Raw genomic sequence first — 13,335 nt, forward strand, 5'->3', positions numbered from 1 at the left:
GGGTATGCATATACTCGGCACTGCTTTCCATCCGCCATCCTCGGGAGACCGGTCATGTCCGTACGCCAGAGCCTGCTCGCCATCCTCGACCAGGGCCCCTGCTACGGCTACCAGCTCCGCCACGAGTTCGACCGCCGGACCGGATCGACCTGGCCGCTCAACGTCGGCCAGATCTACAACACCCTGGAGCGGCTCGAGCGGGACGGACTGGTCCAGCGCGGGGAGGCCGACGACCACGGTCACGTGTACTGGCGAATCACGCCCGCGGGCTCGGCCGAGGCGGCACGCTGGCTCACCACCCCCGTGCTCCGCGCTCCCGCGACGCGCGAGGAGCTCGCCGTGAAGCTCGCCGTCGCGGCCACGCTGCCCGGAGTCGATGCCGCCGCCATCCTCCGCAGCCAGCGGGACGCCTCGCGGCAGCGGCTCGAGGACCTGCGGCGCACGCCCTCCCCCGGCCTCGCCGCCGGCAGCCCCGAGGATCTCGCGTGGTCCCTCGTCCTCGACGCGCTCGTCTGCGCCGCGGAGGCCGAACTCCGGTGGCTCGACCAGGCGGAGGCCCGACTCGCGCAACACCCCCATCCCGAGATGGCCCTGGAGCTGACCACCGAACGCCCCAAGCGAGGACGCCCCGCGAAGGCGACGCCCTCCCCCGTCGCCCTCCCCGCCTGACGCACCAGCCGACGATGCCCGCCGTTCGCCTGGAGCGGATGCTCAGCCCGCGCACGCGCCCGGGAAACTAGGATCGGCACATGGCTGGATTTTGGGGCAGACGCAAACGCGAACAGGAAGAACTCGCCGCACAGGACGCGGACCTCGCCCGGCGTGCGGAACAGGCACTCGTCGCCGCCGACGAGCGCATCCGCACCACCTCCGACGAGCTCGTCTTCGCGGAGGCTGAGCTCGGCGAGTCCCTGACCGCCGACCTCAAGGCCGCGCTGCTGTCGGTGCGCACGCACCTGCGGGAGGCCTTCCAGCTCCACCAGCTCAACCACGACGAGATCCCGGACACCGACGAGGAGCTGCGCACGCGGAACGCGCGCATCCTGCAGCTCTGCGACTGGGCCCAGGACCTCCTGGACGAGAAGACCACCGTGCTCGCGGAGTCCGTCGCGAAGGTGCGGCGCGCGCCCGAGATCATCGCCCAGGTCCGCGCGGACGCCGAGGCGCTGAGCGCCCGCATCCCGCAGACGGACGAGACGGTGTCCCGGCTGTCCGCCCGCTACTCCGACTCCGCCATGCATCAGATCACCGCCAGCGCGGCCGAGGCGGAGCAGCTGATCCGTTTCGCGACCCACAGCGCCGACATCTCGGAGCGTCGCCGCGCGGCGAAGCAGAACGAGGAGGCGAACCTCGCGCTGGAGACGGCCACCGAGGCGACGCGTCGCGCCGCTGCCCTGCTCGACGCGGTGGAGGACTTCGAGATCGAGGCCCTGCGCGCCGAGTCGACCCTGGCCGAGGTCATCGCCGACTCCCGTAACGACCTCATCGCCGCCCGGACCGCTCCCTCCACGCCCGCCGTGGCGGAGGCCGTCGCCCGGCTGCAGGCGGCCCTGGCCGCCCTCACCCCCTCGGGCCAGCCCAACGACCCGTTCGCCGAGCTCTCGCGTCTGCGCGAAGCCAACGCCGGCCTCGACGACGCGATCGCCACGGCCCGGCATCGCGCCGAGAATCCGCTGCCGAGCATCGCGCAGGTCCAGCACGCGATCGACGACGCCGACCGCCAGCTGGGCGTCGCCCGCGGGCTCATCGCCGGGCATCGCGGATGGATCGGCGCCGATGCGCGCACCCGTCTCGCCGAGGCGGAACGACTCCGCGTCGATCTCCCGGCCCTGCTTCCTGCCGAAGAGACCCGCGAGGCGGCGCTCGCCCAGGCCCGCCGGGTCGCGCACCTCGCCGCGGAGGCCCTCCAGCTCGCGCAGCGCGACATCGACTCGTCCCGCCCGCAGGATCAGGACTGGGGCGGCGGCTGGGGCGGCGGTCCTCGTCGCGGCGGCGGGATGGGCGGCGGCGACCTCGCCTCCGGCATCCTCGGCGGGCTCGTCATCGGCAGCATCCTCGACGGCATCTTCGACTGACGCCGTCCGGTCTTCGCACGAGAACGGCCCGACCCCCGCGGGGGTCGGGCCGTTCTCGGTCGTATCAGGAGGCGAGCGCCTCGGCGGGCGGAGCCTGCGTGCTCAGAGCGATGACACCGTAGTCCCAGCCCTTGCGGCGGTAGACCACGCTCGGGTGGTCGGTGCGCGCATCGACGAAGAGGAAGAAGTCGTGCCCGACGAGCTCCATCCGGTCGACGGCCTCCTCCACCGTCATCCACTCCGCCTCGAAGCTCTTCGTGCGGATGACGACGGGCGAGTAGTCCTCCTCCTCCTCGCTCTGCACCGGGATGCTGCCGGTCGCGACGGCGTGCAGCACCTCGGCGGAGGCCGGCTGCACGTCGATGCCCTCGAGCGAACCGCTGCCCTTCTCGAAGTGCGGGCCGCGCGGATGCTGTCGTCCGTCGACGCGCTTCTCCTTCGCTCGGCGCAGCTGCTCCGTCATCTTGTCGATCGCGAGGTCGAGAGCCACGAACTTGTCGCCGTCGACGGCCTCGGCGCGGACCACGGGGCCCTTGCCGACCAGCGTCAGCTCGACCGTCTCGTCCGGGATGCGCCCGTTGCGGTAGACCCGGTGCGTGACCTTCACGTCCAGACGTTGCGCCTTGGCGGCGAGTGTCTGGATCTTGGCGATCTTCTCTTCGACGACGGTGCGGAAGCGATCGGTGATGCCCACTCCGACGCCCACGATGCTCGTTTCCATTGCTGCCTCCTTGTCCCGGTCCACCCGGCCAAGGGCGGACCGTGGTCGCCTTGTGACACCCCACCGTAGTCCGACGCGCGGCGGATGTCACGGCCCACGACCCTGTGTCTCCGGTGAGTCTTCGATGAACCTCATCCGGATTCCGGCGACTTCGGCGTGGCGGCGAGCGCGACGGCCCCGACGACCACGAACCCGGCGGCGACGAGCGCCCGGACCGCCTCGTCGAGCGTGGCTCCCGTCGTGACCACGTCGTCCACGACCACCGCCGGGGCCCCGTGTCCCCGGCGCCGCGAGATCATCGCCCCGCGGACGTTCGCGGCGCGGTCCGGGGCAGCCAGCTCGCGCTGGTCGCGCACCCGGCGCGTGAGGGTCAGGACGCGCTGCGGATCGGCTCCGGCGCGCCGGACGAGGAGCTCCGGAACGCGGGTGCCCCGACGACGGAACGCGGCGCGCGAGGTCGGCACCGGGATCACCCAGGCCCCGGGGACGAGGACGGGCGTCAGGACAGCGGCGAGCGCGGCGCCGAGCGGCCGGGCCAGGAGCGTCTCGCCCTCCCCCTTCATCCGCCGGATGCAGGACGCTGCGGGACCCTCCAGAGCGAGCGCGGCTCGGACCCGCAGGCCCGCCGGCGTGCGCACCTCGCGCGGCGACGGATCGAGCGCGTTCCGGCAGTCGTCGCAGAGCAGCGTCCCCGGACGCTCGCACCCGGCGCACCGCGCGGCGAGCAGCAGGGCGCCGATCTCGGCGAGGAGCGCGTGCGTCCGTGTCGTGATCCCCATGCGGGCATCCTGTCGCCCGGAGCCGCCGCGCGGACCACGAAGGGGACGAGGTGGGGGCGGACGGACGTCACCCGCCGCTGTGCAGGAGTAGTCACTCCCCGGCGCGGGTGGCGAGGATCGCGACGCCCTCCGCGACCTCGCGCCACGCCGAGCCGGCGTGAGCGAACAGCTGACCATCGGCATCGAGGATGCGCACGCCCGCGGGAGTGCGGGCGCCGGCGACCGACGCGGCGTCGCTGGGTGCGGTCTCCGCCGACCCGGGACCGCCGACCGGCTGCACCAGGAGCCGCGGGGTGGACGAATCGGTCAGGACGGCCAGGCGATCCGGACCCAGCCAGGCGAGTCCCGTCGACGCCTCGGTGAGCTGGAGCAGCGGGCGCATCTCGCCGAGGTCCGTCGGCACACCGGACCCGTCCCGCACCACCGACGCGACCGCGAGCCAGCGCTGGCCGCCGACCACGATCACCGCCGCCACGCGGGCGCCGTCCGCCGCCACCCGCAGGTCGGAGATGGAGGAGGCGCTCGGCCAGGCACCGGCGACCTTGTGGGCGACCACGTCCGGACCGACGGCCTGCACGGCCTGCGGCGCGCCGGCGGGGACCGACCACACGTAGCCGTAGGGGTCGAGGGACGGCTGCACCAGGCCCGGACGAGCATCCAGCTCGTCGCGCGAGCTCTTGCCCACGAGGTACACATGGCCGTCGTCGAGCTGGAGCGCGGCACTCGCATCGTCCGCGGCGACGTCGATCGCCTCGATCGGCTGCGACACGGACTGGATCTGCGGGCTGATCGCGGGGATCGACGCGATCTCGTCGCCGACGATGCGCCCGAACACGCCGTCCTTCAGCACCAGCGTCCCCGGTTCCGGCGTGGAGTCGGCGAGCTCGACGACCCCCGCGTCGAGAGCCCTCCCGTCGACGCTGAAGCGCACCTGGGTGACGTTCACGCCGGCGGCCCTCAACGTGGCCTGCAGCTGGGTGCGCATGCGCGCCAGGGTCGTCCGGTCGAGACCAGCCGCGGGACGCGTCAGCGACACCTCGGCGACCTGCGCCGTGATCAGCACCGCGTCCTGCGCCAGCTGCACGTCGGCGGGGAAGGCCGTCTGGACCGCCGGATCGAGCCACTCCGCCGGGGTTCCGGCGACGAGCGCCTGGGTCACCGTGGTCGCCGGGCTCTGACGGCGGGGGAACCACCGTATGTCCGGGACCAGTCGCGACCAGCCTGCATCGAACCACTGCAGCGAGTACCCCTCGAAGACGTTGGGGAACCGCGCCTCGTCGATCACGACGCCGTCCGGTGCCTGGGTGATGCGCCACTCGCCGTCCTCGTCCCGGGCCAGGGCGAACGGGATGCTCGAATCCCCGGGGGCGCCGCTGTACGCCCCGGAGTCGTCCACGCTCGCGACCAGCTCGAGCAGCACCTGCACCTCGGCCTCGTCGGCGTCCTCGACTTGGTCGTCGGCGACGTTCGAGGTCAGGGTCCGCGCCTCCGCTCCGCCGTCGATGGAGACGCCCGCCGATGGGCGCCAGCTCCGCTGCAGCGACGGCGCCAGGAACTCGCGCGCCGTGGCCCAGTTGTCCGAGGTCGTGATGCCCGCCTCGAGGAAGCCCTCCACGATCTCCTCCGGCCCCGCACCCGCGATCGGTCCGGAGGCGACGGGGAGGACGTCGACGTCGTCCGGCGACTCCCCGAGCTCGAGGCCGACCGCCACGTCTCCGCTCGTCGGCAGCCCCGCGCAGGCCGGCAGCAGCAGGGCCACGACCGCCACGGCAGCGGCGCGGAGGAGGCGACGTGACGCGCGCGTGCTCATGACTGGTCCTTCCCGTCGAGGAGATCAGAGTACGTCTCGGCGATGGAGATCGGCTGCGTGGCATCACCGAGCTCGGCGAGGGGCTCCTGCGGCTCCACCGGGATCGGACTGGGTCCGTCGAGCACCCGGTCGTGGCGGGGCACGGTGAGGACGAAGTGGGAGCCGACGCCGAGCTCGGACCAGACCGCCAGGGTTCCGCCGTGGAGGGTGGCGTCGCCGAGGGCGATCGACAGCCCGAGCCCGGTGCCGCCGATGGTGCGCTGTCGCGACGGGTCCGCGCGCCAGAATCTGTCGAACACCCGCTCCGCGTCTCCGGGGTCCATGCCCAGCCCGAAGTCGCGGACGCCGGCCGCCACCGCGTGCTGGTTGCTGTCCACCGTGACGACGACCGGGCGTCCCTCGCCGTGCTCGATCGCGTTGCCGATGAGGTTGCGCAGCACCCGCCGCACGCGGCGCGGGTCCATGTCGACCGGCGAGTAGCCGCCGGGTGCCACAAGACGGATCTCCGTGCCGTGCCCTTCCGCGAGCGGCCGCATCTGCTCGATCACGTCCTCCGCGAGCTGCGCGAGACTCGTGGCCTCCAGCTCGAGCTGCACGGACCCCGCGTCGTAGCGACTGATCTCCAGCAGGTCGGCCAGCAGCGTGTCGAACCGCTGCACCTGCGCGTGCAGGAGCTCGGCGGTGCGTGCGGTCGTGGGATCGAACTCGTCACGCTGGTCGTTGAGCATGTCGGCGGCGAGGCGGATCGTCGTCAGCGGGGTCCTGAGCTCGTGCGAGACGTCGGACACGAAGCGCTGCTGCACCATGGACAGCTCGCCGAGCTCCTTGATCTGCGCCTCGATGCTGTCGGCCATCGCGTTGAAGGAGCGGCCGAGGGTCGCGAGCTCATCCTCGCCGTGCACCTCCAGCCGCACGCCGAGATCGCCCGCCGCGAGCCGTGCGCTCGTCTCCGCCGCCTGGACGATCGGGGTGGACACGGTCCGCAGCACGATCCAGGAGATGGCCGCGACGATGGCGACCAGCCCGATGCCGGCGATCCACAGGGTCCTCTGCACGAAGACGAGGGTCTGGTCGGCGTCGGCGAGGTCGTAGGCGAAGTAGATCTCGAAGGATCCGGCCTGCGGCACCTGGAGCTGCTGCCCCACGACGATGCCCGGCACGACGCCGCCATCCTCGGTGGGCAGGGCGACGGACTGCCAGGCCTGCCGGTCGTCGAACTCGCGGACCCGGGCCTGCAGCTCGGGGCTCAGCAGATCCGGCGTCAGCCCGGCGGTGAAGCCGTTGAGCCGTACCGTCCCTGAACCGTCCTGGATCTTGAAGCCGGCGAGCTGGTCGGCACTCGACGTGCGCGAGAGGGTGTCCGGGATGCCGTTCCAGAGATCGGTCAGCGCCGCGGGGTCGTCGCCCACCTCCGCCACGTCCAGGAGCGACTGCGCCTGGTCCACCGCCCGGCGGGCATCCTCCAGCGCGACGTTCTTCCGCGACACGAAGAGGTCGTTCTGGATGACGAGCGCCATCGTGACGCACGTGATGAAGATCGCCAGCGACGTGGCGACCAGGGTGATCGCGAGGGTGCGGAACCGGAGCGACCGTCGCCACAGCGCCGCCAGCACGTCCGGCCAGCCGCGCCAGTCGCGGAGGACGGCGACGGCCGTGGTCGCTGTCGTCGCGGCCATGGGGTCTCTAGGTGACGCTGCCGGCGCGGTAGCCCACGCCGCGGACCGTCATGACGATCTTGGGGTTGTCCGGGTCGAGCTCGACCTTCGCCCGCAGGCGCTGCACGTGCACGTTCACGAGCCGCGTGTCGGCCTTGTAGTGGTAGCCCCAGACCTGCTCGAGGAGCATCTCGCGGGAGAACACCTGCTGCGGCTTGGAGGCGAGGGCCACGAGGAGCTGGAACTCCAGCGGCGTGAGGGCGATCGGCGTCGTCCCGCGGCGCACCTCGTGCGCGTCCACGTCGACGGTGAGGTCGCCGATCCGCAGCTGCTCGCTGGAGGCCTGCGGTGTCGGCCGCAGCCGGGTGCGGATGCGGGCCACGAGCTCCTTGGGATTGAACGGCTTGACCATGTAGTCGTCGGCGCCGACCTCGAGACCGCGCACCACGTCGGCCGTGTCGCTGCGTGCCGTCAGCATGATGATCGGCACCCCCGACTCGGCGCGGATCCGCGTGCAGATCTCGATGCCGTCCATACCGGGGAGCATCAGGTCGAGGAGCACCAGGTCGGGACGCTGCGCGCGCCACTCGTCGACGGCGCGCGCGCCGTCCGCGCAGAACACCGGCTCGAATCCCTCCGTGCGCAGCACGATGCCGATCATCTCGGCGAGCGCGGTGTCGTCGTCGACCACAAGGATGCGTGAGGTCATAACTGTTACCTTATGGCACCGAGTCCCGCCCTCCGCAGGTCTGCGCCTCAGCGCGAGGATATGACACGATGGGAGCGCACGACGGAGGGAGGCCCGTGAGCGGCCAGACGTGGACCCCAGCTCCCCGGAAGGGCATCATCCCCCTTCACCCGCTGACCTTCGGCATGCTGCTGGGCAAGGCCTTCGCGGCGCTGCGGCACAACCCCAAGGTCCTGTTCGGGTTCGCCGTCGTCATCCAGCTCATCGTGGTCATCGCCACGGCCGGGGTGATGGGCGTCGTCCTGTTCACGACGTTCTCCCGGTTGGAGACGGTCTCCCCCTCCTCCCCCGACTTCGAGGCCGTGTTCGCCGGCACGATCGCCATCAACCTCCTCGCCGGGCTCCTCGTCGGGCTCGCGTCCATCGCGTTCACCGCGATCATGCAGGGCGTCGTGGCCGCCGAGGTCGGCTACGCCACGGTCGGCGTCAAGGCCACGCTGCGCATGCTGTGGCGCCGGATGGCCCCGGCGTTCTGGCGGCTCGCGGGATTCGCCTCCCTCTCGGTGCTCGCCCTCTTCGGCGGCCTCGCCATCGTCGCGGGCGTCATCGGCGCGCTCATCGCCGGCGGCCTCGGCGGCACCCCGGAGATGATCGGCATCGTCGTGCTCGTCGTGGTCCTCCTGGGCCTGGCTGCGATCCCGCTCACGGTGTGGCTGTCGACCAAGCTGCTGCTCGTCCCGTCGATCCTCGTGCTGGAGCGCGCCCGGTTCCGCGAGGCGTTCGTGCGGTCCTGGCGCCTGACCCGCGGCCGCTTCTGGGTCGCATTCGGCGTGACCTTCCTCATCAGCCTGATCATGGGCCTGGCGATGCAGGTGGTCAGCTTCCCGACCGCCATGCTCTCCTCGTTCCTCGGCACCGTCATCGCGCCCACCGGCGCCAGCGAGCCGAGCGCGGTGGTCGGGTACGTCTTCGCCCTCCTCGCCCCGCAGGTTCTCCTGCTGATCCTGCAGGCGATCGCCATCGTCGTGCAGAGCACCGGCGGCGTGCTCGTCTACCTCGACTGCCGGATGCGCTACGAGGGTCTCGACCAGGCCCTCCTCTCCCATGTCGAGCGCCGCGACCTCGGCGTCCCCGAGGAACAGCTCGGCGATCCGTTCGCGGTCGATCCCTCACGGGCCGTCACCAGCGCTCCCCCGCCGCGTCAGGTGCCGGAGCACGTCATGATGACGCAGGCGTACGGCGCCCCCGGATACGGCGCCCCCGGATACGGCGCCCCCGGGTACGGCGCCCCCGGATACGGGGCTCCCGGGTATCCGGCGCCGGGTGCGCAGACGGCGCCTCCCTCCTTCGCCCCGCCGCCCCCACCCGCGCCGGCGCCCCCGGCCTCGCCCCCCGCCGATGCCGATGCGGGAGGCGGATGGACGGCTCCGGGCAGCCCCCCGCAGCCATGATGCGGCGCTTCGACGACGTCTTCGTCCCGGACGGGGAGGAGGCACGGCGCTGGGCCGAGGAGGAGCTGTCCAACCCGCGGTACGCGGACGCGAAGCCCACCTGGTTCGATCTGTTCGCGCGCGACGTGATGCGCTTCCTCGGCGACCTCTTCAGCGGGGACAACGGGGCGAACGTCGGCCCCACCGCGCTCATCGTCGTCACGGTGCTCATCGCGGCGGCCCTGGTCACCGCTCTGCTCGTCTGGGGACGCCCCCGACGGCCGCGAGCGATCCGCCGCCCCCAGGGCGACCTGCTCGGCGCCGCCGACGATCGCAGCGCCGCGCAGCTCCGCGCCGATGCCGAGCGCAGCGCACGGCAGAACGACTGGGACACGGCTGTCGTGCTGCGCTATCGGGCCATCGCCCGCAGCCTGCTCGAGCGCGATCTCATCGATCCGGCACCCGGCGCGACCGCGCAGTCGATCGCCCGGTCCGCGAGCGCGGTGTTCGCCGAGGAGGCCGAGTCCCTGCGCCGCGCCGCCGCGTCCTTCGACGATGTGCGGTACCTGCGCCATCCCGCCGCCGAAGACGACTACCGCCACCTCGCCGCGACCGACGAGCGGCTCCGCGCCCACCGCCCAGAGGCGGTGCCGGCATGACGACGACCGCCCCTCCCGACGAGGCCGTCGACACCACCGCGGAGCGCCGAAGCGTCGCACCGCGTCCCTGTGGGGATGGGTCCTCGTCGCGGTGCTCGTGATCGCCGTGGCCCTCGCGGCTTCGCAGCTCGCCGCGACCGGTCCCGGTGCGCGGGGCGCGCTCGACCCGGAGAGCCGGTCCGACACCGGCGCCCTGGCGCTCGCCGAGCTCCTCCGGGATCAGGGCGTCGAGGTCGAGGTCGTCCGCTCCCGGGCGGCAGCCGCGGCCGCCCTCGACGAGGACAGCACGCTCGCCCTGACCAACCCCTACACGCTCTCCGACGAGGCTCTGGCGGATCTGCTCGCGCCGGCCGACCGTGTGGTCTTCCTCTCCACCGGCACGCACCTCCTCTCCGAGCTGGCGATCGGCGAGAATGCCTCCGGCTCGGCGGCCCCCCGGCCGGCCGCGTGCGCCGTGCCCGCGTTCGCCGAGGTCGGCGACATCCGTCCCGATCGACTCTTCGCCCCCGCCGACGGTGTCACCGGCTGCTTCGCCGACGGCGATGCGGCCGCCGTGCTCGTGGACGACCGTGACGGACACCGAGCCGTCGTCGAGGGCGTCAAGCTCTTCAGCAATGCGACCCTCGCCGAGGATGGCAACGCCGCGCTCGGTCTCGCCCTGCTCGGACAGACCGCGCGCGTGGTCTGGTACGTGCCGTCCTACGAGGACACCGACATCCAGGGCGCGACCCCCGATACGCTCGGCACGCTCACCCCGGACTGGGTCACCCCGGCGATCCTGCTGCTGCTCACCGCGGGCCTGGCCGTGGCCGTGGCCCGGGGCCGACGATTCGGTCCGCTCGTCGCCGAGACCCTGCCGGTCACCGTGCGCGCCTCGGAGACGATGCACGGACGCGCCCGTCTGACGGCGAGGGCGGCCGACGCCCCGCACGCGGCCGAGGCGCTCCGAGAGGGCACCCGTCGGCGGTTGGCGCGGCGGCTGGGACTGGCCGTGCACGCGAGTGCGGACGAGGTGGCGGACGCCGCCGCCGACCGGCTGCGGATCCCGCGCGGCACGCTGCAGAGCCTGCTGGCGGGACCGCCGCCCACCGACGACGCGGCACTGGTCGCCCTCGCCCGACGCCTCGACGAGCTCGAGACCGCCGTGGAGACGAGCGCGCAGACCCCGCGGAGCGACGCATGAGCACCTGCCCACCCCGCATCCCTTTCCCGACCGAAGCCGAGGAGACCCCGTGACCGACGAGAACAGTCCCGCCGACGACGCCGCGCTGCGCCAGGCCATGCACCGCGTCCGCACCGAGGTCGACAAGGCGGTGGTCGGCCAGGCCGGTACGGTCACCGGCCTGCTCGTCTCGCTCCTGGCCCGCGGCCACGTCCTGCTCGAGGGGGTGCCCGGAGTGGCGAAGACCCTCGTGGTGCGCTCGTTCGCGCGGGCTCTGGGGCTCGACACCAAGAGGGTCCAGTTCACCCCCGACCTGATGCCGGGCGACGTCACGGGATCCCTCGTGTACGACGCCAGGACCGGGGAGTTCGACTTCCGCGCCGGACCGGTGTTCACGCACATCCTGCTCGCGGACGAGATCAACCGCACGCCTCCCAAGACCCAGGCGGCGCTCCTGGAGGCGATGGAGGAACGCCAGGTCTCCGCGGACGGCGTCAGCCGCGCGCTGCCCGATCCCTTCCTCGTCGCGGCGACGCAGAACCCCATCGAGCACGAGGGGACGTACTCGCTGCCGGAGGCGCAGCTCGACCGCTTCCTGATGAAGCTCGTCGTGGGCATGCCGGAGCGGGACGCGGAGGTGTCCGTGCTGCGACGCCACGCCCAGGGCTTCTCCCCGCGGGAGCTCACCGGCGTCGAGGCGGTGATCGGCGCCGACGAGATCCGTGCCGCGCAGCAGGCGGCTGCGCGGGTCGACGTGACGGACGATGTCCTGGGCTACGTGGTCGACCTCGCCCGCGCGACCCGGCAGTCCCCCTCCGTCGAGCTCGGCGCCAGTCCCCGGGCCTCGACCGGCCTGCTCGCCGCGGCGAAGGCATGGGCGTGGCTCAACGCCTCCACTGCCGTGACCCCGGACCACGTCCAGACGATGCTCGTCCCGGTGTGGCGGCATCGCCTGCAGCTCCGCCCCGACGCCCAGATGGAGGGCGTGTCCGCCGACGCCGTGCTGACGTCGGTGGTCCAGCAGACCCGGGTGCCGATCTAGGTGTTCGTCACGGGCCGCCTCGCCGTCGCCCTCGCCGTCGGCATCGTGCCGCTGGTCCTCGCGGGACTGGCGGGGTACCCGCCGTACGCCGTGCTGGGCGGATGGATCGGGCTCTGCGTGCTCCTCGTCGTGGTCGATCTCGTCTTCGCGGGTGACCCCCGCGCGGCGACCGTCACCCGGCGCGTCCCGGCGCGTGCGCGTCTCGGCGAGCAGATCCCGGTCAGCGTGGCGGTGGAGAACCGCGGGGCCCGACTGCTCGACGTCCTCCTCCGCGACGCCTGGCAGCCCACCGCCGGCGCGCCGGAGTCGCGACAGCACCTGCGCATCCCGCCTGGCGAGCGCCGGCGCGTGGACATCCCGCTCCGTCCGCGACGCCGCGGCGAGCTGGTCAGCGCCTTCGTCGTGCTCCGCTCCCGCGGCCCGCTGGGCCTCGCCGGCCGCCAGGCGCGGCACCCCGTCCGCGGCGCGATCCGCGTGCTGCCGGCGTTCTCCTCGCGCAAGCACCTGCCGTCGCGGCTCGCGCGCCTGCGCGAGCTCGACGGGAACACGAGCATCCAGGTACGCGGCCAGGGCACGGAGTTCGACTCTCTGCGCGAGTACGTGCGCGGCGACGATGTGCGCTCGATCGACTGGCGGGCGACGGCACGCGCGGGCACCACGATGCTCCGCACCTGGCGCCCGGAGCGTGATCGGCACGTCGTCCTCATCGTCGACACCGGACGGACGGCGGCCGCACGCGTGGGCGACGGCACGAGACTCGACGCCGCGCTGGAGGCGGCCCTGCTGCTCTCCGCGCTCGCCTCCCGCGCCGGTGATCACGTGCACCTGCTCATGCACGACCGTGTCACCCGGGCGCGGGTCACCGGCGTGGACGGCACCGGGCTCCTGCCCGCGCTGACCGACGCCATGGCCCCGGTGCACGCCCGTCTCGTCGACACGGACTGGCACGCGGCCTTCGCGGCGGTGCGCACCCTGACGACCCGCCCCTCCCTCATCGTCGTGCTCACCGCTCAGGACGCGGCCGAGTCCGCCCGGGGCTTCCTCGGGGCCTTCCCCGATGCCTCCCGGGCCACCACGGTGCTCGTCGGGTCGGTGACCGATGACGGCATCGCCGCGCTCGCCCGTGCCCGGGGGTCCCGCGAGGAGGTCTACCTCGCCGCCGCCGCCGAGCGCACGCTTCGCGACGCCGAGAACGTCGCGGACGCGATCCGCCGGGCGGGCGGGGAGGCCATCGCCGCCGACCCGGAGGATCTGCCGCCCCGGATCGCCGACCGCTACCTCGAGCTCAAGGCGGCGGGACGGCTCTGACCGCGG

At 73.0% G+C, this 13,335-nt stretch carries 12 protein-coding genes; 7 read left to right on the forward strand and 5 right to left on the reverse strand.

Annotation, left to right across the window (positions count from 1 at the left end):
* Window positions 1-54 precede the first annotated feature (54 nt).
* Both AC2W7E_RS11045 and AC2W7E_RS11050 read left to right on the forward strand, forming a co-directional pair.
* Complete coding sequence (locus AC2W7E_RS11045) at window positions 55-669, forward strand: PadR family transcriptional regulator (RefSeq protein ID WP_485989096.1); 615 nt, start codon at window positions 55-57, stop codon at window positions 667-669.
* Between the two features lie 80 nt (window positions 670-749).
* Window positions 750-2,075, forward strand: a complete 1,326-nt coding sequence (locus AC2W7E_RS11050) for a coiled-coil domain-containing protein (RefSeq protein ID WP_338565793.1) — start codon at window positions 750-752, stop codon at window positions 2,073-2,075.
* Between the two features lie 64 nt (window positions 2,076-2,139).
* Here the strand turns inward: AC2W7E_RS11050 and hpf are convergent, their stop codons facing one another.
* The 5 genes from hpf to mtrA all read right to left on the reverse strand — a co-directional run bounded on the left by hpf (window position 2,140) and on the right by mtrA (window position 7,749).
* Window positions 2,140-2,796 (reverse strand): ribosome hibernation-promoting factor, HPF/YfiA family, encoded by a 657-nt coding sequence (gene hpf / locus AC2W7E_RS11055; RefSeq protein ID WP_025103048.1) that lies wholly within the window; start codon window positions 2,794-2,796, stop codon window positions 2,140-2,142.
* Window positions 2,797-2,927: 131 nt separating this feature from the next.
* Complete coding sequence (locus AC2W7E_RS11060) at window positions 2,928-3,575, reverse strand: ComF family protein (protein WP_485989097.1); 648 nt, start codon at window positions 3,573-3,575, stop codon at window positions 2,928-2,930.
* Window positions 3,576-3,666: 91 nt separating this feature from the next.
* Window positions 3,667-5,385, reverse strand: a complete 1,719-nt coding sequence (locus AC2W7E_RS11065; protein ID WP_485989098.1) for an LpqB family beta-propeller domain-containing protein — start codon at window positions 5,383-5,385, stop codon at window positions 3,667-3,669.
* Complete coding sequence (gene mtrB, locus AC2W7E_RS11070) at window positions 5,382-7,061, reverse strand: MtrAB system histidine kinase MtrB (RefSeq protein WP_025103045.1); 1,680 nt, start codon at window positions 7,059-7,061, stop codon at window positions 5,382-5,384. The genes AC2W7E_RS11065 and mtrB overlap by 4 nt, the downstream gene beginning before the upstream one ends.
* A gap of 7 nt (window positions 7,062-7,068) precedes the next feature.
* Complete coding sequence (gene mtrA, locus AC2W7E_RS11075; RefSeq protein ID WP_025103044.1) at window positions 7,069-7,749, reverse strand: MtrAB system response regulator MtrA; 681 nt, start codon at window positions 7,747-7,749, stop codon at window positions 7,069-7,071.
* A 95-nt stretch (window positions 7,750-7,844) separates the two neighbouring features.
* On the opposite strand from mtrA, the gene AC2W7E_RS11080 reads away from it, so the two are divergent.
* The 5 genes from AC2W7E_RS11080 to AC2W7E_RS11100 all read left to right on the forward strand — a co-directional run bounded on the left by AC2W7E_RS11080 (window position 7,845) and on the right by AC2W7E_RS11100 (window position 13,329).
* Window positions 7,845-9,179 carry a glycerophosphoryl diester phosphodiesterase membrane domain-containing protein gene (locus AC2W7E_RS11080; RefSeq protein WP_485989099.1) on the forward strand — a complete coding sequence of 445 codons (1,335 nt, stop codon included), beginning with the start codon at window positions 7,845-7,847 and terminating at the stop codon, window positions 9,177-9,179.
* Window positions 9,176-9,817: a DUF4129 domain-containing protein gene (locus tag AC2W7E_RS11085; RefSeq protein WP_485989100.1), complete on the forward strand. Its 642-nt coding sequence runs from the start codon at window positions 9,176-9,178 to the stop codon at window positions 9,815-9,817. Before AC2W7E_RS11080 ends, AC2W7E_RS11085 begins: the two co-directional genes overlap by 4 nt.
* A gap of 91 nt (window positions 9,818-9,908) precedes the next feature.
* The gene (locus AC2W7E_RS11090) at window positions 9,909-11,000 is read left to right on the forward strand and encodes a DUF4350 domain-containing protein (RefSeq protein ID WP_485989101.1); all 1,092 of its coding nucleotides are present in this window, start codon (window positions 9,909-9,911) and stop codon (window positions 10,998-11,000) included.
* 97 nt (window positions 11,001-11,097) lie between these two features.
* Window positions 11,098-12,021, forward strand: coding sequence for an AAA family ATPase (locus AC2W7E_RS11095; protein WP_231729611.1), 924 nt, complete (start codon window positions 11,098-11,100; stop codon window positions 12,019-12,021).
* A complete protein-coding gene (locus tag AC2W7E_RS11100) occupies window positions 12,022-13,329 on the forward strand; it encodes a DUF58 domain-containing protein (protein WP_025103039.1) in 1,308 nt (435 codons plus the stop codon).
* The last annotated feature ends 6 nt before the right edge of the window (window positions 13,330-13,335 follow it).

Source organism: Microbacterium sp. CFSPD4_SD4, from assembly GCF_057364585.1.